Genomic DNA, 22,844 nt, shown 5'->3' on the forward strand with positions numbered 1-22,844 from the left:
AAAAACTACTTACAACAAGCCAACTGTTAGATAGGGTAAAAATTAGGGGGAAATATGGAAACTAAGGCAGCAATCGCATACGAGGCCCAAAAACCTCTCGTGATCGAAAAAGTGCAGCTCCGTGGTCCAGAAGCAGGCGAATGCCTTGTTGAAATAAAGGCTACTGGAGTATGCCATACCGACGAGTTTACCCTGTCTGGAGAAGACCCAGAAGGAATTTTTCCAGCAATCTTAGGACACGAAGGGGCTGGCGTCGTCGTCGACGTTGGTGCTGGAGTAACCTCCCTAAAAAAGGGCGACCACGTCATACCCCTTTATACTCCGGAATGCCGAGAGTGTGAGTATTGTTTGAGTGGAAAAACAAATCTGTGCCAAGCAATTCGTGTAACCCAAGGCCAGGGACTAATGCCAGACGGGACAAGTAGGTTTAGCATAGGAAAAGATACTATTTATCATTACATGGGAACCTCAACATTCGCAAATCACACAGTTGTTCCCGAAATAGCTCTCGCTAAAATTCGGGAAGACGCCCCTTTTGACAAAGTTTGTTACATCGGTTGTGGGGTGACCACAGGGCTTGGTGCGGTTATGAACACCGCCAAAGTCCAGCCTGGCGACAATGTAGTTGTCTTTGGGCTGGGTGGCATAGGGCTCAACGTGCTCCAGGGAGCTCGTATAGCAGGGGCCGACATGATTGTCGGCGTAGACTTAAATCCTTCTAAAAAAGAGCTCGCTGAAAAATTTGGCATGACACATTTTGTAAACCCATCAGAAGTTGGTGCAGACCTTGTCCCCTATCTAGTTGATCTTACCAAAGGTGGTGCTGATTTCAGTTTTGAGTGCATCGGAAATGTAAATGTCATGCGCCAAGCCCTCGAGTGTTGCCATAAGGGATGGGGTACTTCAATTATTATTGGAGTTGCCGGTTCGGGCCAAGAAATAGCGACCCGTCCATTCCAGCTCGTAACGGGAAGAAATTGGCGTGGAACGGCGTTTGGCGGCGCGAAAGGCCGAACAGATGTGCCTCGGATTGTGGATTGGTATATGGATGGAAAGATAAACATTGATGATCTGATCACCCATACTATGCCTTTAGAAAAAATTAACGAAGGGTTCGATCTAATGAGGAAAGGCACGTCAATTCGCAGTGTGGTAAATTTTTAGCTAGTAACTATTGTTCTTCTGACGCTACTTTATGCTAGCCCAGTGTCAATAATGTTTGGCAAATCCCTAAAATTGCGCTTCTACTCTGCCCAGTTGCTCTATATCAACTTGAACCGTATCTCCTGCCTCCACCCATTTAGTCTCGACAACACTGCCCAACAATACAATCTGACCTGGCTCTATAATTTTACCCCGGGCTTGGAACAGTCTTGCCATCCACTGCAAGGCGCCAAGCGGATGCCCCATAATATCGCTTCCAAGCCCTGACCCAACCACGGTACCATTTATAGTCATAACACCGTTCAATAACCCTAACTCACTGTGTTTCCAAGAAGTTGTCCCCTTACCCACAACGCACGCCGAGTGGAAAAAGTCATCGGCGATCAAAGTAGGCGCCCCTAACAACTCGTAATTCTGATAACGATCATCGACTACCTCTATGGCTGGCAGCATGCTAGCCACACAGCTCGACATCTCTTCAAGTTCAGGTATTGGACAGTCAGACCCCAAGGGACGTTTTAGACGAACAGCAATTTCACACTCTACGCCTACGCGCCGGAAGGATGGGTGCGAGAAAATACCTTGGTTATTGTGCAAATCTTTTTGAATTATCGAGCCAGCGCAGGGATTGTTTATCTGTAGAAATTTTTGCATNACNGNAGTNGTGCANCCNATTTTATAACCTATTNCNNTACCGTGACCNCGGTNCTCNAAAATCTTNTGNAGGCATNTCTTGAATTTTGTAAGCNTCAGCCTCATTTGATGGGCGNAGNTCGTGATCCAAGGCCTGAATCTCCCCACCATCTATCCGGGCGGCGGCCAAAATTTCNGCAGCCTTTTTTATTGAATNGGAATTCACTGCAACTCCCCCTTCATAACAGTCACACCATTACCAATTAAAGAAATGCGATCCTCCGCGAGAATAATCGCGATCTTACCCCCCCTAGCCGATACTTGGTGTCCATTTAACTCCTGTTTACCAAGTTTGGCACCCCAATAAGGCCCCAAAGCACAATGAGCAGAGCCGGTTACCGGGTCCTCGTCGATTCCAAATCGCGGCGCAAAAAAACGGGAAACAAAATCAGCAGANCCGTCAGTATCTCCTTTAGCGGTAATAATAATTCCCCGCGCGGTTTCTACAGTTGAGAGTTTTGAAAAATTCGGCTGAAAGTTTTTAACTAAAACTGGGTCGTCTACCTCAATCAACAAATCTTCACCGGCAGTGCCAACCCACACGAAATCAATTCCTAGGACGTCCTCGAGGCCCGGCGGAACCTCGATAGAATGGGATGAAATGGAAGGAAAGTCCACGGCAGCACCCTCAGCTACCCGCGCAGCAGTGAGAAGGCCACTTTTGGTCTCAAATTCAATGTTCTGAGAAGACGGCACCCTGTCTTCAGTCCACAAAACTAGGGCACTGGCTAAGGTGGCATGNCCACAAAGGTTAACCTCAACCGTTGGAGTAAACCACCTTAAGTTAAACCTAGACCCACTTCCGGATTGGATGAATGCGGTTTCAGACAGACGTGTCTCAGCAGCTACATTCTGCATCCAAGCTGCATCAACATCTTGTTCCACTATACAAACCGCTGCTGGGTTTCCCCCAAAAGGTACGTTAGTAAATGCGTCTACGATAAAAAACGGCAAATTCATTAAACTACTCCTTGTGCGACTAACAACGATATTGTTGGACTAAATATTGACCGGTAAGAACTTCCCCACTAGCCTGCCATCCATGGCTCTTTTAGGCAAAGGTTTGTTGGGGATTTGGCACGACCTCGCAATTCAAAACGATGCTGAATTACAAGACTTTCAACTATGGTATACTAAGCAACATCTACCAGAAAGACTGAATATTGCTGGTTTCTTGCGGGGACGGCGCTATCAAGCCGTCGAGGGAGATCCACAATTTGCAGCACTGTATGAAACTGAAACTGCAGAGACCCTTGCCAGTCCCGCATATCACAAACAACTCAACAACCCCACGGAATGGTCTACAGTAAATTTAGCCAAGTTTCGAAATACTAACCGTACGGCCTTCAAGGTAAAGGAGAGTTTCGGGTATGGAATTGGTGCCGGGCTTTCGGTCGCATGGATTTCACCATCTGATAAAACTAAGAACGAGATGGAGAACTGGGTGCGGAAGGCTGTCTTTGGAAAAATCATGGACTGCACAGGCGTAGTGGGCATCCACATGTGTGAAGGCAACCAGGAAGCCACTCACGCCGTCACGAAAGAATTGGAAATCCGTGGCACCCCCGATAAAATGTCGGAATGGATCGTACTGGTGGAAGGGCATAATTCTATAATTACTAAAGAAGTTCTTTCGAAGCACCTGTCCGCTGAGACAAGTATGCGCAAAGGNGCTGATTCCTACGATTCATGTCATTATCAGCTAATACATAGCTCCATTTCCGACGATATTTCTGACTTTTGATCCGCACATAATTAGCAAATATGACAGGCCGGCGACCTCCCCTCGGAGGACATCATTATAGCAAAATATGGCATCTTGCGCTTCCACTCATATTAGCGAACCTAACGGTTCCATTGTTGGGAATGGTGGATACGGCCGTCATTGGGAACCTAAGTGCAGCGCACATCGGCTCGGTCGCGCTCAGCTCCATGATTTTTTCGTTCTTGTTTTGGAGCTTAGCATTCATCCGTTTTTCTGCCACCGGCCTCACTGCGCAAGCCTACGGGGCTGACACACCAGACGAAGTATTTACTGTATTAAGCCAGACCCTCGCCGTATCTATAATTTTTGGAACTATTTTCATTGTCGCTGAACAACCGATTGTTTCTCTCTCTTTATTTTTGGTCGATTCCACAGACAAAGTGGAAACCCTAGCTAGAGAATATATGGGTATCCGGATCCTTTGTGCCCCCGCTACTCTGGCTAATATCGGTGTTTTAGGATGGCTAATTGGCCTCCAAAAAGTGAAAACAGCACTGGCACTGCAGGTCCTTATCAACGGGGTCAATATTGTTTTTGACGTTCTATTGGCCGTCCAACTGGAAATGGGGGTTAGCGGCGTTGCGTGGGCAACGGTGATAGCGCAATACGCTGGGCTACTTGCAGCGCTTTGGATAATAGCTAATACAAAACTGACCCTCGGAGCCAAAGTAGTTTGGCGTAGCATTGTAGATAGAACACGTCTCTCGAATCTTATGGGGATCAATCGGGACCTATTTCTTCGAAGCATCTGCGTCATCACATCCGTTGCCATGTTTACAGCACAAGGGGCAAAGATGGGTGAGCTTGTACTAGCTGCGAATGGAATTCTTATTCTTTTCTTATCCCTTTTAAGCCATGGATTGGATGGCTTTGCGCATGCGGCCGAAACTTTGGTAGGACACGCCATTGGGGAGAAAAATCGCGCTGGATTGCGAAAAGCAGTTGTAGAATCTACTAAACTCGCCCTATTTGTNTCGCTTGCCTACGTATGCCTATATGGAGCTTTAGGAAATTATATTATTTCTGCCATAACAGACATAAGGGCCGTACAACAAGAAACTGCAAAATATTTGATATGGGTAGTGATAGCACCTCTCATCTCNGTTTGGGCCTTCCAACTNGACGGGATTTTCATTGGCGCCACACGAGCCAAAGAAATGCGCAACGCCATGTTCGTGTCCTTCTTTGCCTACCTTTTAAGCATACTTGTCCTAGTCCCAATATTCGANAACCATGGATTATGGNTTGCATTTCTCATTTTTCTGAGCTTNCGNGGTATCACCTTAGGAGTCCGTTATCCACGGTTGGAGCGTGAATTAACATAGATCTTCTCAACTTTCAGATAAATTCAATAATAACGTGCTTGGCAAAGCTATAAAAAAGTGCATTTTATTTAGCATCTATGTTCATATCTGGATCACAGTAGGTAACTAGTAATGAAGATCGCGATTCCTAAGGAGACGCGCGGCGGAGAAACTCGCGTCGCCACATCCCCGGACATGGTTAAAAAGTTAGTCCAAACGGGAGCCCAAGTCGTTATTGAAGCAGGTGCGGGAGATCACTGTAANATTACCGATACAGCCTTTACCGAGGCAGGCGCATTCGTTGCCCCGGATGCCAAGGAAACGTATGCTGATGCTGAAGTCGTTTTGAAAGTTCGTGGCCCAATGACTAATGAAGAGGGAACGGACGAGCTTTCTTATATGAATCCAAACTCAATTCTCATTGGCTTACTTTCTCCTCTTCAAAATCCAGCATCAATTTCATCCTATGCTAAGTATGGGCTTACTTCGTTTTCCATGGAGCTTCTTCCGCGAATTAGTCGCGCGCAAAGCATGGACGTCCTTTCCTCCCAGAGTAACCTGGCCGGCTACAAAGCAGTCATAGATGCCGCAGAAGAGTTTGGCAGAGCTTTTCCAATGATGATGACGGCGGCTGGCACCATCGCCCCGGCCAAAGTACTGGTCCTTGGCGCAGGCGTTGCGGGATTACAAGCTATCGCAACAGCCANGCGTTNGGGTGCAGTTGTTTCCGCCTTTGACGTACGGCCCGCGGTTAAAGAGCAAGTAGAGAGCCTTGGCGCAAAGTTTATTGAGGTAGTGGATACGAGTGACCAAGATGCCGAAACAACGGGTGGCTATGCTAAGGAAATGTCTGAGGACTACAAAAAGCAACAAAGCAAACTAATACACGAGACGCTCAAAACACAGGATATCGTCATCACGACAGCCCTAATTCCAGGAAAACCCGCCCCCGAGTTGATACCGGGTTACATGCTTGAGGATATGAAAGGTGGATCCATCATTGTCGACCTCGCAGTAGAGGCCGGAGGTAACTGCCCGCTGTCAGAAATAGATAAAGTAATAGTAAAGCAAGGGGTGACGCTAGTGGGGCACAGTAACATGCCTGCACGAATTCCAGTGGACTCAAGCGCATTATTTGCGAGAAACCTCGTAAACTTTCTCACACCTATGATAGACAAGGAGTCCGGAAAGCTCTCTATTGACTGGGAAGATGAAATAATTTCGGGGACCCTAACAACACGTGGAGGTGAAGTGGTTCACCCAATGTTAAAGGATGAGGTTTAGCTATGGTCGATCCTTTTATTACCGATGTAACAATTTTTGTGTTGGCCGTATTCGTTGGCTATTATGTGGTGTGGAGTGTTACCCCTGCCCTTCACACCCCTTTAATGTCAGTGACAAATGCAATTTCGGGCATCATTGTGGTAGGCGCACTAATTGCTGTTGGAACCCAAATGTCCGGGATCGCAACAAACCCTGAGGATGGTTCGCTCAGTATATCCAAAACATTAGGCTTCTTCGCAGTGTTATTAGCGTCCATTAATATTTTTGGAGGCTTCATTGTCACCCAGCGAATGCTTCAAATGTTTAAGAAAAAGAAATANGGAAAGGAGCAGCCATGACAAGTAATCTTTCCGCAATTCTTTATCTTATCTCCGCTGTTTGCTTTATCCTTGCCTTAAAGGGCTTATCGTCACCTGCATCCGCCCGCTCGGGAAATATGTTTGGGATAGCAGGAATGACTATTGCTGTCGTAACCACCCTTCTGGCGCCTAATGTTTCCGCTTATCTCACCATCTTTGTAGCTGTAGCCGCGGGTGCCGCAATAGGAACGATCACCGCTCTCCGTATACAAATGACAGCCATGCCACAACTAGTGGCAGCTTTTCACAGTCTGGTTGGCCTTGCAGCGGTCTTAGTTGCTGCGGCCGCTCTTTATGCCCCTGAAGCGTATGGAATTGGCTCAAGCGGAGACATAAAATCAGCAAGCCTCATTGAAATGTCACTAGGGGCGGTCATAGGCGCCATTACATTCACAGGCTCGATCATTGCATTTGCCAAACTACAAGCCCTCATGAGCGGATCTCCAATTGTATTTCCGGGGCAACANCTGCTGAACCTCCTTGCAGGCCTTGTGATTATNGGCTTGATTGTNTTGTTTTGTTTAACTGGNGGCGNCAGCTACTCCGTTTTCTGGGCTATGATAGCCTTAGCCCTNCTNNTGGGTATTCTCATCATNATTCCCATTGGTGGAGCAGATATGCCTGTCGTTGTGTCCATGTTGAATTCTTATTCTGGATGGGCTGCTGCAGGTATTGGATTTACGCTACAAAACCCCGCATTAATTATAGTTGGAGCTTTAGTGGGATCTTCGGGTGCTATCCTAAGTTACATCATGTGCCGCGCAATGAATCGTTCCTTTTTTAGCGTAATACTGGGAGGATTTGGAGCGGAAACAAGTGGGACATCCTCAGATAACAGCGATAGAAATGCAAAAAGCGGTAGCTCNGACGATGCTGCTTTTATTATGAAAAACGCCCAAAACGTTATCATCGTGCCGGGCTATGGTATGGCAGTGGCCCAAGCTCAACACTCTCTTCGAGAGATGGCAGATTTGTTAAAGGACCAAGGCGTCAATGTGAAGTACGCAATACATCCTGTGGCGGGTCGCATGCCTGGACATATGAACGTATTATTAGCTGAAGCCAACGTGCCGTATGATGAGGTTTTTGAGCTAGAAGAGATCAATAACGATTTTGCTTCATGTGACGTGGCTTTTGTTATTGGTGCTAATGACGTAACCAACCCTGCAGCTAAGAAAGACCCNGCCAGTCCAATTGCCGGAATGCCTATATTAGATGTGGAGAAAGCTAGCACAGTACTATTTGTTAAAAGATCACTTTCTCCAGGATATGCGGGAATAGATAACGAGGTGTTTTACTCGGACAAGACCATGATGTTGTTCGGTGATGCCAAACAAATGGTTGAAGGTATAGTAAAAAGCCTTTAACTGAGGGTAGGAAGTGAGGCAGATTAAATGTCGGGTCAACTATGTGATTTTTCCGCTACAGATCTAGTTCACTTGTATAACTCTGGGGAAGCCTCTCCCGTGGAAGCAACCCAGTCTGTATTGGACAGAGTTAGCCTCCTTCAGAAAAAATATAACGCCTTCTGTCTTGTAGATGAAGAGAAAGCCCTCCGCGATGCCCAGGCGTCGGAAAATCGGTGGCAAAACAAGGAAGCCATTGGACTATTAGATGGAGTCCCAAGCACCATTAAAGACCTCATNTTATCAAAGGGGTGGGCTACGCTTAAGGGGTCAAGNACAACAGACCCAAATCANANNTGGNANGAAGACGCACCNAGTGTTGCNCGAATGCGGGAACAAGGNGTGGTCTTTGTAGGCAAAACAACTACGCCGGAATTTGGATGGAAAGGCGTAACAGACAGCCCCTTAANCGGAAGCACCAAAAACCCTTGGAACCCAGAGCTTACTTCTGGTGGTAGTTCAGGGGGAGCAGCTGTTGCGGCTGCACTAGGAATGGGACACCTCAATATAGGTTCAGACGGTGGCGGATCGATACGAATGCCCGCAGGCTTTTGTGGAATTTTTGGCCTGAAGGCAACTTTTGGCCTAGTACCTGCTTACCCTCANACTGTTATGGGCACTCTATCCCACCAAGGACCTATGACCCGGACAGTGCGAGATGCGGCGCGTATGCTTAGTATTATTAGTCAACCCGATCCGCGCGATTGGTATGCAGCCCCGTACCGTCCAATTGATTATGAACAAGATCTGGAGCAAGGCATTAAAAATGTAAAAATTGCTTTTAGCCCTTCATTAGGTTACGCGAAAGTAGATCCTCAAGTCGCCGAAAAAGTGCGCAAGGCAGTTGGTCTTTTCGAGCAACTTGGAGCCAAAGTAACGGAGATAGATCCACCCATAAGCGATCCAATTGAAGATATGATTACACTTTGGTCTGTTGGGTTGGCCGTCCTGGTAAATGAAACTCCAAAAGAAAAACAGGCCCTGATGGATGCCCCGCTGCGGGAACTGGCGGAATTGGGAAGCCAGGTGAGTAGCATAGAACTCAGAAAATCCGAAAAAGCTCGTGACCAATTAGCTGTCGCAATTACCCTTTTTCTGCAAGATCATGATTTTCTTATCACTCCCCAACTTCCACTAACCGCGTTTGAAGCAAATAATGAAGTGCCGCCCAACAGTGNAATGAAACGTTGGTGGGAATGGTCACCCTTCACCTATCCATTTAATTTGACACAACACCCAGCCGCGACTGTGCCTTGCGGTTTTACAAAAGAGCACTTGCCCCTCTCCATGCAAATAGTTGGNTCGCGTTTTGATGAAGCAAATCTATTGAGGTTNTGTCANGCTTTTGAAANGGCAGAACCTTTTAANATGCCNNCCATAGAGNAANAATAATTACNCGTTCNCTAGACATACATATTTTCTNTTAATTTAGGTAGGCCTTAATCTTCGCGCATGGCCTTTTTTCTGGCTAATTTTCNAGCTCGTCGAATAGCCTCAGCTTTCTCCCGCGCCTTCNTCTCAGAAGGTTTNTCGAAAGATCTCCGCATCTTCATTTCCCTAAAAATTCCCTCCCGCTGCATCTTCTTCTTTAGAGCACGAAGAGCCTGATCAACATTNTTATCACGCACCAAAACTTGCAAAATCTATCCTCTCAATCCACAGANTTTCTATAAGANAGCATGAAGTACCACAATCCGTGCNCTCTGTGAAGTCCTTCCAAAATTATAACAACGGGAGTATCTTGGGATTCGAGCCCAAACATGGACAAGTGGAATTTTAGGACTAACAACCATGGCCATATTGAAAATAGCAAAAATGGGACATCCCATTCTTAAGGAGGTTGCTAAAACGGTTGACGACCCCACTAGCCGCGAGATCCGCGAGCTTTTGGATAATATGAGAGAGACAATGACTGATGCAGGAGGAGTGGGCCTGGCAGCTCCCCAAATCTACGTTTCTCTGCGAGTGATGATATTTCAGATTCCAACAGAAGAGGAAGGCCAGGACACAGGTTTTGAGGAGCAAGTCCTAATAAATCCAGAATTACAATTTCTAGGGAATGAGAAAGAGAATGGATGGGAAGGATGCTTATCTGTCCCAGATCTTCGAGGATCAGTACCTCGGTATACACACATCAATTACCAAGGGTGGGACCAAAATGGAAAACAAATCAACCGCGAAGCTTATGGGTTTCATGCCCGGGTCGTGCAACACGAATACGACCACCTAGATGGTATTCTTTATCCCATGCGCATGGATAAGCTAAATAGCCTTCATTATGTCTCGGAGATGCGTTTTAACGCAGATTAAAGTAACTTTTGGAACATGATCATATGCCATTAGCATCAAATTTTGAAACCGAACGTACCAAAATTTTGGAGACTCTACTGAGGCAGGATCCATTTCTTGGATGGACAGAAGCAAATATTCGAAACATAGGCCTGGGTTTGGGATTTGATCAACGGACTATAATAAGAATTTTCCCGGGCGGAGTTCGTGACCTTATTCTTGCACACGGCGCAGCGATTGATTCGGAAATGCTAACTTCTGCTAGTCTCTTGGCACTCCTAGATATGCCCGTAAGGCAACGTATAAGCACCCTAATAATGCTTAGAATTCAAGCTATGTCTCCTCACCGAGAAGCCGTATCACACCTCATTCCTTTATTGTACTCACCCCAATACCTCTCAAGAGGCGCAGAAGTCCTTTACCATAGCATAGACCTAATGTGGCGATCCGCTGGCGATGCCGCCACGGATTTCAACTACTACTCCAAACGCTCTCTCCTCACAGCAGTCTACTGTTCCACCGTACTTTATTGGCTTACAGATGATTCTCCAGACTATCTAGAAACCCAAGCCTTCCTTGAGCGGAGAATAGGCAACGTAATGTCTATTCAAAAAATAAAGCCGAAGATTAAGAAATGTTTCCCAAAAATAGAAAGTTCAATATTGCCGCTATTCAAGGNCCTTAAGTCACTTCGTGGAGCACANTAAAACTGTTCGACTNAGACTATCCACAACTATTTTAAAAGCGTTTTCAGGCGAGTCACGTGTCCCATTTTTCGCCCTACCCTAGTCTCACCTTTGCCGTAAAGATGTAGTCTTTGGCTAGGATCCGCCAAATAAAGAAACCAATCATTGACCTCATCACCAAGAAGATTTTGCATCTCCGCATCTGCACTCCTGGCGCAACTGCCAAGGGGTAGCCCACAAATGCATCGTATCAACTGCTCAAATTGACTTGAGGCACAAGCTTCAATCGTCCAATGACCNGAATTATGGGGTCGCGGCGCCATCTCGTTGATTGCAATTGCGCCGTCCTTCATGACAAACATCTCCACAGCCAAGACGCCCACCAAGTCAAGACTAACAGCCAAATGTTTGGCTGCGGTAATAGCCTTTTCCTTTGTTTCTGAGCAAATTCTAGCAGGGACAATGCTTCTGTGTAAAACATAGTTTTTATGTTCATTCTCTACTGGATCATAACATTGAACGTCACCAGTTTGTGCTCTTACNACAATTACAGAGATTTCTCTCTCATAATTCATCCACCCCTCTAACACACCGGGGCCACCGCCTATATGGTTCCATGCATCACTTAAATTATCGCCAATTTTGACCTTTATCTGGTTCTTCCCGTCGTAGCCAAATCTTGTACTTTTTAAGAGTCCTGGTAGCCCAAGTTCATTTAGGGATACCTGTAATGTTCCGAGGTCAGTAACCCGCCAATAAGGTGCAGTCGGTATCCCCAATTTGTTGCAGAAGTCCTTCTCGGAAACGCGGTCTTGCGCAATCTCTAATATGNCTGGTTTTGGATAGACAGGCACCAACTTTTGGACTTCACGCAAACTATTAACTGGGATGTTTTCAAATTCATAAGTTGCGACATCAACCTCTTGGGCGAAACTCTTTAGGCGTTCTTCGTCTGCATACGAAGCAATTGTATAGGAGCGACTAACCTCGATGGCAGGGCTAGCCATTTCATCTGAATAAATGTGGGCATGATATCCCATTCGCGCCGCGGCCACCGCCATCATTCTTCCCAGTTGACCTCCCCCAAAAATTCCTACTACGGATCCCGGTGGTAGCGCTATATGATCTTTAACCCGCACAAACAGTCTCCCTCTATCTAGCTTGCTTCTGGGGCATCAGGAACGGATCGTGTCTGCTTCATCCGAAATTCTTTAAGAGCCTCCTCTACCTTTGAGTTGGATAATCCGACTATAGCCGCAGAAAATAGGGCACCATTGATAGCGCCTGGCTTCCCAATAGCCATGGTTCCAACAGGAACACCACCCGNCATCTGCACAATTGACAACAGGCTGTCCAATCCCTTTAAGCTATGACTTTCGATTGGAACACCAATTACGGGTACAGTTGTTAGAGAAGCTACCATACCTGGCANATGNGCTGCTCCACCGGCCGCAGCAATAATAACGCGAATCCCCCTCCCTTCTGCACCCTCGGCATACTCAACTAGACGCTTAGGTGTCCGATGAGCCGAAACTACCCTCACCTCATGCAGCACACTAAGGGAAGTTAACGTATCCGCAGAGTGACGCATGGTATCCCAGTCAGACTGGCTTCCCATGATTAATCCAACCTCTGGAGCTCCCTCGTCCATAAAATTCGCCTCCAAAAAAATTATACCTACTATTATGATTGGAGCCGAGGTTTGTAGCAAGGGACAGGAATTTTTTAACGCATGCCCCCAAGAACTCTAACGCTTTCTTGCGGTCCAGCCTTGGTATATTGTCACTCCTCTTAATCCATTAGTCCCATAGAGTAACATCGTGATTGATGTACAGATGACAAACTCTACTTCTTTAAGGTTCTGGAATTTTTCCTTAACCTATTATCAACACCCCAAGATTCCGGAAATTCTGCTTGGACTCCAGAATTTGCAGGGGGTAGATATAAATCTCACACTCTTAGCTTTGTGGGTTGGCCGGGTTGAGGGAACTGCTCTTCTAAAACACCACTTCCAGACACTCGACTCATCAATTGCAGATTGGCGTCACAACGTTATCCAACCCCTTCGGAAAATTCGCCAAACCGTCAAAGTCCAAACTGCCTTATCCTCCAATTTCTCCGATAACTTTCTCGGTATGACCGCGGACATTGAATTAGAATCAGAACGTATATGTCAGGCGCTTCTATGCCAAGAATATCTAGGTTTGAAAAACCTATCAAAGGGCTCCAATAAAAAAGGTCTTGCTGCTAGCAATTTGAGTAATTATTTTTCTTTGTTAGCCCTCCCTAAGAGCCCAAATAACATCGAAACTAGGCACAAATTAGTGAATTTTGCTGAAGAGATTGTGTCGCCACCCCCNTAATTATTCCCCTCCTGCTCCGCCCGTGATTTTGCCAACACTCTCGCCCCACCTAACGACGCTATCAGGGGCAATGCCGAATAAGTCCAACACTCTAGCTATGCTATGATCCACCATTTCATGTAGATCTTTAGGACGGGTATAAAAAGCTGGGACTGGAGGGGCTATTACCACTCCCATATCAGATAAAATTTTAAGATTCCCTAAATGAACAGAATGGAGCGGGGTTTCTCTAACCATTAGTACCAAACGCCGCTTCTCTTTAATGGCTACATCAGCAGCTCTTGTTAACAAGTTACTAGTAACACCTGAAGCTAATTCTCCTGCTGTTCGCATTGAACAAGGAGTGATAATCATCCCCAAAGTTTGATAGGAGCCGCTCGCAGGGGCAGCAGCTATATCATCTATTTTGTACCAGCGGTCCGCCAGCGCTTTAACCTCTGAAACCTTCATTATGGTTTCATGCGCCAAAGCAACCTCCGCAGATTGACTCATAACCAAATGGGCTTCAATGTCCAACGTTTCTAGCATCTGCAACAAACGAATGCCATATATTGCTCCCGATGCACCCGTCATGCCAACAATCAAACGATCAGCCATCTTGTTTTCCAATTATTCTGGCTATGGTGCCAGACGTGCTGTAGCCAGGTTCTAGCTCCACCAATAAGACTTTTCCACCTCTGCCCTCCACGAAATCAGCACCCACCACATCGGCTCTATTATAATCTGCACCTTTGACCAACAAATCGGGAGAGATGGTTTGAATTAAGGATTCAGGAGTATCCTCCTCAAATATAATAACTAAATCTACATCTGATAGGGCAGCTAGAATTTTAGCTCTGTCGCCTTCCTTTTGAACGGGCCTTCCCACACCTTTAAGGCGAGCCACAGAGGAATCACTATTTAACCCCACAACTAAATGGTCACAAGATTCCCGAGCTTGATGAAGCAATGAAAGATGACCTGGATGTAGGATATCAAAACAGCCATTAGTAAAGCCAACCCGTTGACCCATTTTCCGCCAATCTTTGATTACCTCGGCCGCCGCCTCCCTAACAACCAATTTATCGGTCCCGCCAGCTAAACGATTATGCAATACCGCGTGATGAAGATCACTTACTGAAATAGCTGCCGTACCAAGCTTGCCTACAACCAGGCCTGCCGCAATATTGGCAATGTTTGCCGCCTCTGTCGGTTCAAGACCTACCGCAATTGCCGCTGCAAAAACTGCCACCACAGTGTCACCAGCTCCAGACACGTCAAATACTTCCTGAACCTGGGCCGGGATATGGGTAGCGCTTCTCGCATCTATAAGGGACATCCCCTCCTGGCTCCTTGTAACTAGGAATGACTTAACGTCATGCTCCGCAAGAAGATCTCGTGCAGCTGAGATAATGGACTGCTCATCGTTTAGTATTTTTCCTGAAGCCAGGGCCAATTCTGCATTATTCGGGGTCACAAAATCCGATCCCGAATACCTTCCAAAGTTTTGCCCTTTGGGGTCCACGATTACTGGTTTACCTAGTTCCCTTGTTCTATTTATTACACTTTCAATCACTGGATCCGACAAGACACCTTTGCCATAATCAGACAAAATAACCGCGTCGCAGCCAGAAATGGCGTCGAGTGCTGCTAACCGGATGTCNGACTCAGTTGCAGGAGCAAGAGATACATCTGTTTCCTGATCCGCTCTCAGTAATTGCTGTCCCTCAGCCATATAGCGTGTTTTTATAGTGGATGGTCGCCCCGACTCACGAAGCAAATATGCTTCCACATTTTCCAACCGGGCCACCAAATCTGTCAATCGCTTTCCCCCTGAGTCTGTACCAATGGCACTGACAAAGGTGCAATGTGCGCCCAAGGCAACAACATTTCTCACTACGTTACCCGCCCCACCAAGCATAGTAGTCTCGGTATCCACATGTATAATTGGGATTGGACCCTCCGGCGAAATCCGTCCGACACTTCCATATAGAAACCGATCCAACATTAGGTCTCCGACGCACAAGACCCGCGCTTCAGCCAATTTGGCTATACCAGCAGTTAAATGATTAAGATCAACCCGCATTGGATTATAGAGACCAAATTATCCCAATTACTCTGTCGTTTCCGGATTCTCTGCAGCTCCTTTCGAAGCCCGCTTGGATGATTTTGCGGCCCTTAACACCTCTGATTCCAATTCGATTTGCCTGCAGATCCCCAGGAGAACCGGATCCTGAGGTTTAATATTTACTATATTCCAGTGGGTTCGGTCACGCACAGCGGTTATAGTCGTCTTAGTAGTTCCCAATAACCGGGAAATCTGAGCGTCCTTAAGCTCTGGATGATATTTTATCAGCCAAGAAATCGCATTAGGCCTATCCTGCCTCTTGGAAACCGGTGTATAACGCGGGACTTTTCGCCGAAGATTGGCCACTCCTTCCTTAGTCTTAACAAGTTTCACCTTTGCATTTTCATCTGCTTCACACCTAGTGATTTCGTCCTTTGACAGTTGGCCATTAGCTAACGGATCTTGNCCCATTATCCCCACTGCTACCTCACCATCGGCGATTCCCTGTACCTCTAACGGATGCATATCGCAAAAGTCCGCAATTTGCTGAAAAGTAAGCGTTGTATGTTCTACCAGCCACACTGCTGTAGCCTTTGGCATTAAGGGCATTATTTTATCCTCACTTGCTTGGTTCAGAGCTGATCCAAAGCCCTACGACTAACTAAGGCCCATAAAAACCAATTTATGACACCTTAAAACGAAATCACGTATCAACAATAGCATATTCAAGAAGACATCAACACTTTCACAAAAATTAAAATCACAGAAACCGACTGAGCCAAAGCTAGTCATTTCTTAGGTCCGCAATACAATCTTCCCAATATGTTCACTGGACTCCATCAGAGAATGGGCCTTCGGAGCCTCAGAAANAGGGAATTTCTTATATATTATGGGATTTACTTTACCTGCTTCCACAAGTGGCCAGACGTTTTGCTCTACCGCCCGTGCCACCGCCTCTTTCTCTGCTATGGACCGGGGCCTTAGAGTGGAGCCAGTAATAGTCAGCCATTTAAGTAANACCGGGCTTAAATCTAATTTAACGCTAGACCCCCCTTGGAAAGCAATGAGGACAAGTCGGCCATTTTTCTTGAGAAGAGACAGGTTCTGTTCAATATAGTCCCCACCCACCATATCCAAGATCACATCCAATCCTTCATCTTTCAAAAGCTTGGCCATTTCTTCCCTATAATTCTCCTTCTTATAATTAATAGCGTGCTCAGCACCAAGTTCCTCACAAACCCGACACTTGTCTGAAGAGCCAGCGGTAGCAAAAACACGAGCACCAAAATGGCTAGCTAATTGAATAGCCAAAGTCCCAATACCGCTGCTACCCCCATGAATTAAAATACTCTCTCCACTAACCAATTTTCCCCGCTCAAAAATGTTTTCCCAGACGGTAAAGGTACACTCAGGTAAAACTGCCGCTTCAGCCATGCTCAAACGATGAGGCACTGTCAAACAATGTCCGATATGGGCTATACAATATTCAGCATAGCCGCCTCCAGAAACCAATGCACAAACAGCCTGACCCAGTTTGTCAGCACTCACCCCACTGCCGACCGCACATATTTCACCAGCCACCTCCAATCCAGGAATATCGGAAGCCCCTGGTGGCGGTGGGTACAAGCCTTTTCGCTGCATAATATCNGGCCGATTTATCCCTGCTGCTGAAACCCGGATCAGCACCTCACCTGCATTTGGGTTGGGCAGNTCNCGTTCTGCTAAAACGAGTGCATCTGGCCCCCCAAAGTCCGAAATCTTAATAACCTTCATGATTTNTGGGAGGCTTCCAAGCCCGTCTATAGGCATAATACCATCCCCTCCCTTGCAACCACAGCATTTCCCATGACATCACACACCTGTTGTTCAATTAGATCCATATCATTGTCATCGTGTTCGGGATTATGATGGAACACAATGAATTGCTTTACACCGGCTCGCTTCGCAACTTTAACGCCTTCTTCCCACGTAGAGTGTCCCCAACCGACCCTATTTTTATAATCATCTGGCGTGTATGTGGAATCGTAGATTAATATGTCCGCCTTTTCGGCCAAACCTACAATATTTTCGTCGATATGATCCGGGAAGTGCTCAGTATCAGTTACGTAGCAGACGGATTTACCCTTATAATTGATACGATAGCCTGTCGCTCCATTAGGATGGTTAAGAGCCACTGTTTGCACCTCAACGCCATCGACTGGCCTCAAAGCATCACCCGCAACAAAATCGTGGAATGTTATTGCCGCCTTTAAGTCACCTAACTGTATTGGCCAAAGAGGATCCATCATCAAGCCATCAAAAACCTGCCGGACTGGACGACCCGGAGAAAGATGCCCCCCCCAGATGTTTAAGTTAGTATTTTCCCGAAACAAGGGTTGGAAAAAAGGGAATCCGCACACATGATCCAAATGGGTATGGGTCAAAAATAAATGCGCTTTCAACGGTTCCCCCTGTCCTAAACTGTCTGCTAGTTCTCTCAGTCCGGTGCCGGCATCCAATATTAATAGCTCTTGGCCACACCTAACNTCGACGCATGATGTGTTTCCCCCATATCGTACCGTTTTAGGACCCGGACACGCGATGCTTCCCCTCACCCCCCAAAATTTCAATCTTAGGCNATTCTCCGCACCCATTTGATTACTTTTGCGCATATTAGGCCCTACCAAAAAGTTCTATCGAAGTACTCGAAAATTTATCTAAAAAGTAGAANTTCAAAAGATAAGCATTTTCGGACAAGGCCGTAGATAATTCTTGTGTAGCCTCCTGGCAAGCAAATACTGGCCCACTTGGGGCGAGTTGGCAGCGATAGGAGTATAACTTGAGTAAAATATAATCTATTTAGGGAAATTGACGCGGAAATCGTGTTGCCTCCGAAGAATAGCACTATTAATAATACGATATAGTTGGTTGCTGGGGCTAGCGTTACTATAGGTTCCTGCTAGATAATTACTGTCAAATGGACATTGGGTAATGGACGCAGATTATGCCGATATTTTTATCGAGGAAATTCAAAAGCGAAAACATGTAATTTTTCCAGAGCAGAAAGACATGTTTAACGACGTCCTATATCGTGCTGTGCACAACTGTATCAAAATACTAAATAACAGCGACGCTTTATACCACGATACCGAACACACAATACTAGTAACCCTTTGCGGCCAAGACATCTTCGTTGGACGAAAGATAGTTAAAAACGACGTAAATATAGATGACTGGATACACTATAGTATATCGTTACTCTTTCACGACATTGGCTATTCCAGAGGAATCTTAAGGGGCGATAACGATTCTAGACAAGTGATAGATTTTAATGGGGAGTCCATCCAGATACCCCCTAACGCAACTGATGCCTTCCTTACTCCTTACCATGTTGAAAGATCGCAAATTTTTCTGAATGAGGCTGAGTGGACAGGGGATTTGGATACACAGTTGATTTGTGATTTCATCAAAAACACTGAATTTCCTATCCCTAAAGATAGAATCCATGGGATAAACGACACCAAAAATAGAGAACTGACAAACTTGGTTTCCTCTGCTGATTTAATAGGCCAACTAGGTGACCCTGGATATTATCGTAAAATTCCTGCTTTGTTTTATGAATTTGAGGAGACTGGAGCTAATAGCAAGCTTGGCTACGACAACCCCATGGACTTAAAAAAGTCATACCCTTCGTTTTTCTACAACTATGTACAACCCCACATTGCACAAGCGAGCGAGTATCTATCTTTAACGGCTAGTGGTAGACAGTGGAACTCAAACTTGAATTTTCATGTTTTCTTTGAGGAGCATAGGGCAATCCTCTCCAACCAAGGGTTGGAATTATTAAATGTGATCAGCGAAAAGTTAAAAGTAGAACAAGATTTTGAATCTTCCCTGAGATTTATCCTAAGCCGGATCTGTGCTTTCCAGAAATGGCCAGTCGGCCACGCTTATGTGAGACCTGAAAACATAGATGATGAGGCCTGCATGGAACCCACTAGGGTTTGGCACCTGGAAAGCTCTTCCGCAGCTCTGGATACATTTGTTTCCGTCACATCAAGAACCATTTTTAAAAATGGTGAAGGGCTCCCGGGCAGAGTTTCGGTTTCTGGTCGGGCGGAGTGGGTGGAGGATGTGACTATAGATCCCAATTTTCCAAGAGCGAAGCTAGCACAAGATATTGGAGTAAAGGGCGCCTTTGCCTTTCCAGTCTCGGACAAACTTGGCGTTCGCTATGTCCTCGAATTTTTTAGCCTCGAGGTTGAAGAACCCGATATCCCGACCTTATCATTCATGTCACAACTCGGTTACGAAATGTCCAANTATTTGTGAGGTGGTAGCATGTTCAAATTTGCCTCTGTAGAGACTGATATCTTTTTTGAGCACCTCAGCACACTGTGCGATAGCCACTTCCGAGATGATCCTCTACTGGAACATCAAATAAAATCAATGGCAGCACTGGCGTTTTCGACTATGTCTAAAAGCGACAGTCTTCTCTTTTCCCTGGATTACACCATTAAGTGCGCTATCATTGCCCTAGATGTCGTTCATGGCCAAGTCATACAAACGGGGCAGGCTGACGCACACAATATGCGGCAGATTTTGTGCGCTACCCTATTNTGCCGTGTTGGGATCCTACGAGGGTTGTTTATAGAGGATAAAGAACCAACCTTCTTAAAACCTAATCGTGAAATGATTACCTTGCCCTACACCCAAACAGACTCTGCTTTATGGCAGCATTGTGCTGATCGCAGTTGCATGTATGTTCGCTCAAAACTTGCAGATGTTTCTTATCTCGATGTTGAACCTATTACCGATGCGATCCAATGTGCTGATTTTACCAAAACTACTCTCCCAGGAAATCTTAGTCACCTGAGTAACATAACCAGGGCCTGCCAAATAATTGGTTTAATGTCCAATTTGGACACTAACCGAGCAACCTTGAAAATGTTTTTATCTGCGAGAGAAGGTGGGGTTTTGAACCGGTTTGGACTGAAAACTTTAGATCAGTTCCGGGATGGCTATCAAAAATACTTCTGGGAACACCTGTTTACCGATATTACCGACGTGATTTCTATTCTCGAAGAAACTGACACTGGGTTTCAAAGAATGGTAGGCATATACCAACAAGTCTGAGAGATGGACATAGAGTTTACATATTGGTGAATTTGGATCTCGGAGACCTTCATTAAAGGGATTACTGTCAGCATGGAAGAAGAAGATCTTGAAAAACCTGATAAAATGTTTACACCCCCCATGTTAGAGCCTCTGTCTGTTGACTACCTACAAGAGTACCTCGTAATCCTCCAAAAGGAAATGAACCGGGTAAATGAGGAAATTCAGAAAAAATCACTTCTNAAGCTCAAAGCGGAATCATTCTTTAGAAAGACTTGACCTTGGCAAAAAATAAAACCTTGAAACTTGGCACGTTATCTCTTCATGCCGGACAACAACCGGATAGCGATTTTGGGTCACGAGCAGTGCCGATTTATCAAAGCACCTCTTACGTATTTGGAGACGTTGACCACGCTGCCTCTCTCTTCAACCTTGAGAGAGCTGGCCATATCTATTCGCGGATAAGCAACCCCACGGTTTCTGTTTTGGAAGAAAGGTTAGCTGCGTTGGAAGAAGGGGTTGGTGCAATTTGTACAGCTAGCGGAATGGCTGCCTTGCATTTGGCTGTCACCACCCTCATGGATTCAGGCAGTCACATAGTTGCCTCTAAAAATATTTATGGAGGTTGTTACAACCTATTCAAGCATACTCTTCCCCGGTTTGGGATAGAAACTAGCTTTGTNGATGCCCGNGCTATTGACCAATTTGAAGCCTCGATACAGCCCAANACCCGCTTGGTGTTTGGCGAAACTCTGGGAAATCCTGGTCTNGAAGTCTTNGATATTCCNCGNCTANCTGAAATTNCTCACTCGGCTGGCATCCCGTTAATGATCGACAATACTTTTGCTACCCCATACCTCAGCCAACCGCTCAAGCTTGGCGCAGATATTGTTATGCACTCGGTAACAAAATTTTTAGGTGGACATGGGGTAGCAATTGGCGGAGCTCTAATAGACAAGGGCTCCTTTGATTGGAGTGGTGGAGAAAAGTTTCCAAATATGACACAGCCCTACGAGGGATATCATGGGTTAAAATATCAGGANGAGTTTGGTCCNGGNGCTTTTTTAATGCGGGCNCGAACNGAAGGTCTNCGNGATTTNGGCGCTTGNATGAGTCCCTCTAATGCATTCTACATAATATTNGGAGTAGAAGATGCGCATGTCAGGATGAANCANCATGTAGCTAACACNNGAGAAATTGTTGAATTNTTGAACCAACACGATGCGGTTGAATGGGTNAGNTATCCTGAGCTTGCTGGNCANCCNGANTTTGAATTAGCCAANACNCTGTTACCCAAAGGCTGCGGGGCAGTCCCTTCTTTNGGCATAAAAGGGGGNAGAGAAGCNGGAAANAAATTNATCGAAAGNCTTAAAGTNTTTTCCCACTTGGCNAACGTCGGTGATGCNAAATCNCTAGTCCTGCACCCAGCTAGCACAACACACCAACAAATGTCAGACGCAGAGTTACAAGCTGCAGGAATTGGCACAGACCTAGTCCGCCTATCCATAGGCTTAGAAGATTCAGAGGATCTAAAGAACGACTTACAGCAGGCCTTAAGAGCATCCCAAAAGAGTTGAGCAATGGATATTCATGTAAACGATAAACTAGTTAAGCTTGAAACTGGAGGGCGGGAGTTTGATCCCTCCAAACCAAACTTGGTTTTTGTCCACGGGGCGGGTATGGACCACACCGTATGGGCTTTACAGAGTCGCTATTTTGCTCACCATGGATTTTCTGTAATAGCCGCAAATCTTCCTGGACACGGGGGATCCCAAGGCCCTTGTTTATCATCCGTAGAAGAAATGGCTGACTGGCTCATCACTTTGATAGGATCACTATCGTGCGGTCGGGTAGGCCTTGTTGGCCATAGTATGGGCGCCCTTGTTACCCTAGAAACCGCTGCAAAAAGGCCTGACTTAGTATCGTTCCTAAGCTTACTCGGTGTTTCTGTACCGATGCCAGTCAATGCAGACCTACTGGCCAAAACCAAAAATTCTGTCCCAGAGGCTGTGGAATTGATCGTGAACTGGGCCTTCGGAAGGCGGGCACAAATTGGCGGGACAAGGACGCCGGGATTCTGGATGCTTGGAGGAGGCCGGCAACTCCTAATGAAAAGTAAAAATGGCCAGCTACATGCTGATTTCAAGGCGTGCAACGAGTATTTAAATGGCCTAAGTGCCGCAAAAAATATCAAGTGCCCCACCCTTATTGTAGCGGGCGCTGACGACAAAATGACCCCACCGGGCAGTATTAAAANTATAGCTGAAAANATAACNGGNTCNNANACTGCNGTTATNCCNAGNGCTGGCCACATGATGATGATAGANACNCCGGATGAANTACTCCAANCTCTCTGGGANTTNGCCNGNTCAAATTCNACNGTTNNCTAA

At 46.0% G+C, this 22,844-nt stretch carries 25 protein-coding genes; 15 read left to right on the plus strand and 10 right to left on the minus strand.

Features of this window, described 5'->3' with window-relative positions; translation table 11 throughout:
• Positions 1–54: 54 nt before the first annotated feature.
• Positions 55–1,164 carry an S-(hydroxymethyl)glutathione dehydrogenase/class III alcohol dehydrogenase gene (locus CMM32_03305; GenBank protein ID MBT05927.1) on the plus strand — a complete coding sequence of 370 codons (1,110 nt, stop codon included), beginning with the start codon at positions 55–57 and terminating at the stop codon, positions 1,162–1,164.
• 66 nt (positions 1,165–1,230) lie between these two features.
• Here the strand turns inward: CMM32_03305 and CMM32_03310 are convergent, their stop codons facing one another.
• Complete coding sequence (locus tag CMM32_03310; protein MBT05928.1) at positions 1,231–1,968, minus strand: hydratase; 738 nt, start codon at positions 1,966–1,968, stop codon at positions 1,231–1,233.
• 51 nt (positions 1,969–2,019) lie between these two features.
• Positions 2,020–2,817, minus strand: coding sequence for a hypothetical protein (locus CMM32_03315; protein ID MBT05929.1), 798 nt, complete (start codon positions 2,815–2,817; stop codon positions 2,020–2,022).
• Positions 2,818–2,899: 82 nt separating this feature from the next.
• On the opposite strand from CMM32_03315, the gene CMM32_03320 reads away from it, so the two are divergent.
• The 6 genes from CMM32_03320 (at position 2,900) to CMM32_03345 (ending at position 9,367) form a co-directional block, all read left to right on the plus strand.
• Entirely contained in the window at positions 2,900–3,601 is a 702-nt protein-coding gene (locus CMM32_03320; GenBank protein MBT05930.1) for a hypothetical protein, read from the plus strand.
• A 20-nt stretch (positions 3,602–3,621) separates the two neighbouring features.
• Positions 3,622–4,947, plus strand: a complete 1,326-nt coding sequence (locus tag CMM32_03325) for an MATE family efflux transporter (protein MBT05931.1) — start codon at positions 3,622–3,624, stop codon at positions 4,945–4,947.
• 111 nt (positions 4,948–5,058) lie between these two features.
• Complete coding sequence (locus tag CMM32_03330; protein ID MBT05932.1) at positions 5,059–6,210, plus strand: NAD(P)(+) transhydrogenase (Re/Si-specific) subunit alpha; 1,152 nt, start codon at positions 5,059–5,061, stop codon at positions 6,208–6,210.
• A 2-nt stretch (positions 6,211–6,212) separates the two neighbouring features.
• Positions 6,213–6,548: an NAD(P) transhydrogenase subunit alpha gene (locus tag CMM32_03335; protein MBT05933.1), complete on the plus strand. Its 336-nt coding sequence runs from the start codon at positions 6,213–6,215 to the stop codon at positions 6,546–6,548.
• Positions 6,545–7,936, plus strand: a complete 1,392-nt coding sequence (locus CMM32_03340) for an NAD synthetase (protein ID MBT05934.1) — start codon at positions 6,545–6,547, stop codon at positions 7,934–7,936. Before CMM32_03335 ends, CMM32_03340 begins: the two co-directional genes overlap by 4 nt.
• Before the next feature lie 27 nt (positions 7,937–7,963).
• Positions 7,964–9,367, plus strand: coding sequence for an amidase (locus CMM32_03345; GenBank protein MBT05935.1), 1,404 nt, complete (start codon positions 7,964–7,966; stop codon positions 9,365–9,367).
• 47 nt (positions 9,368–9,414) lie between these two features.
• Here the strand turns inward: CMM32_03345 and rpsU are convergent, their stop codons facing one another.
• Complete coding sequence (gene rpsU, locus CMM32_03350) at positions 9,415–9,615, minus strand: 30S ribosomal protein S21 (GenBank protein ID MBT05936.1); 201 nt, start codon at positions 9,613–9,615, stop codon at positions 9,415–9,417.
• Positions 9,616–9,766: 151 nt separating this feature from the next.
• On the opposite strand from rpsU, the gene def reads away from it, so the two are divergent.
• Positions 9,767–10,285, plus strand: a complete 519-nt coding sequence (def, locus tag CMM32_03355) for a peptide deformylase (GenBank protein MBT05937.1) — start codon at positions 9,767–9,769, stop codon at positions 10,283–10,285.
• Positions 10,286–10,308: 23 nt separating this feature from the next.
• The gene (locus CMM32_03360; protein MBT05938.1) at positions 10,309–10,971 is read left to right on the plus strand and encodes a COQ9 family protein; all 663 of its coding nucleotides are present in this window, start codon (positions 10,309–10,311) and stop codon (positions 10,969–10,971) included.
• Positions 10,972–10,997: 26 nt separating this feature from the next.
• Here CMM32_03360 and CMM32_03365 read toward each other — a convergent pair whose 3' ends face one another.
• Positions 10,998–12,089, minus strand: a complete 1,092-nt coding sequence (locus tag CMM32_03365) for a 5-(carboxyamino)imidazole ribonucleotide synthase (protein MBT05939.1) — start codon at positions 12,087–12,089, stop codon at positions 10,998–11,000.
• 17 nt (positions 12,090–12,106) lie between these two features.
• Complete coding sequence (gene purE / locus CMM32_03370; GenBank protein MBT05940.1) at positions 12,107–12,601, minus strand: 5-(carboxyamino)imidazole ribonucleotide mutase; 495 nt, start codon at positions 12,599–12,601, stop codon at positions 12,107–12,109.
• Between the two features lie 169 nt (positions 12,602–12,770).
• On the opposite strand from purE, the gene CMM32_03375 reads away from it, so the two are divergent.
• A complete protein-coding gene (locus tag CMM32_03375) occupies positions 12,771–13,313 on the plus strand; it encodes a TIGR02444 family protein (protein MBT05941.1) in 543 nt (180 codons plus the stop codon).
• Here the strand turns inward: CMM32_03375 and CMM32_03380 are convergent, their stop codons facing one another.
• The 5 genes from CMM32_03380 to CMM32_03400 all read right to left on the minus strand — a co-directional run bounded on the left by CMM32_03380 (position 13,314) and on the right by CMM32_03400 (position 17,993).
• On the minus strand, positions 13,314–13,910 hold the full coding sequence (locus tag CMM32_03380; GenBank protein MBT05942.1) for a 3-octaprenyl-4-hydroxybenzoate carboxy-lyase: 597 nt from the start codon (positions 13,908–13,910) through the stop codon (positions 13,314–13,316).
• Positions 13,903–15,378: a bifunctional heptose 7-phosphate kinase/heptose 1-phosphate adenyltransferase gene (locus CMM32_03385; protein MBT05943.1), complete on the minus strand. Its 1,476-nt coding sequence runs from the start codon at positions 15,376–15,378 to the stop codon at positions 13,903–13,905. The genes CMM32_03380 and CMM32_03385 overlap by 8 nt, the downstream gene beginning before the upstream one ends.
• Positions 15,379–15,405: 27 nt before the next feature.
• Positions 15,406–15,969: a cytoplasmic protein gene (locus CMM32_03390; protein MBT05944.1), complete on the minus strand. Its 564-nt coding sequence runs from the start codon at positions 15,967–15,969 to the stop codon at positions 15,406–15,408.
• A gap of 186 nt (positions 15,970–16,155) precedes the next feature.
• Positions 16,156–17,133, minus strand: a complete 978-nt coding sequence (locus CMM32_03395; GenBank protein MBT05945.1) for an NAD(P)H-quinone oxidoreductase — start codon at positions 17,131–17,133, stop codon at positions 16,156–16,158.
• Positions 17,134–17,159: 26 nt separating this feature from the next.
• Positions 17,160–17,993 (minus strand): MBL fold metallo-hydrolase, encoded by an 834-nt coding sequence (locus tag CMM32_03400; protein MBT05946.1) that lies wholly within the window; start codon positions 17,991–17,993, stop codon positions 17,160–17,162.
• 337 nt (positions 17,994–18,330) lie between these two features.
• Between CMM32_03400 and CMM32_03405 the strand changes: the two genes are divergently transcribed.
• The 5 genes from CMM32_03405 (at position 18,331) to CMM32_03425 (ending at position 22,844) form a co-directional block, all read left to right on the plus strand.
• Positions 18,331–19,671: a hypothetical protein gene (locus CMM32_03405; protein MBT05947.1), complete on the plus strand. Its 1,341-nt coding sequence runs from the start codon at positions 18,331–18,333 to the stop codon at positions 19,669–19,671.
• Positions 19,672–19,680: 9 nt separating this feature from the next.
• Entirely contained in the window at positions 19,681–20,475 is a 795-nt protein-coding gene (locus CMM32_03410; protein MBT05948.1) for a hypothetical protein, read from the plus strand.
• 72 nt (positions 20,476–20,547) lie between these two features.
• On the plus strand, positions 20,548–20,733 hold the full coding sequence (locus CMM32_03415) for a hypothetical protein (GenBank protein MBT05949.1): 186 nt from the start codon (positions 20,548–20,550) through the stop codon (positions 20,731–20,733).
• Between the two features lie 2 nt (positions 20,734–20,735).
• The gene (locus CMM32_03420) at positions 20,736–22,031 is read left to right on the plus strand and encodes an O-acetylhomoserine aminocarboxypropyltransferase (GenBank protein ID MBT05950.1); all 1,296 of its coding nucleotides are present in this window, start codon (positions 20,736–20,738) and stop codon (positions 22,029–22,031) included.
• Positions 22,032–22,034: 3 nt separating this feature from the next.
• Positions 22,035–22,844: an alpha/beta hydrolase gene (locus tag CMM32_03425; protein ID MBT05951.1), complete on the plus strand. Its 810-nt coding sequence runs from the start codon at positions 22,035–22,037 to the stop codon at positions 22,842–22,844.

Source organism: Rhodospirillaceae bacterium (assembly GCA_002728255.1).
Classification (GTDB): domain Bacteria; phylum Pseudomonadota; class Alphaproteobacteria; order UBA7887; family UBA7887.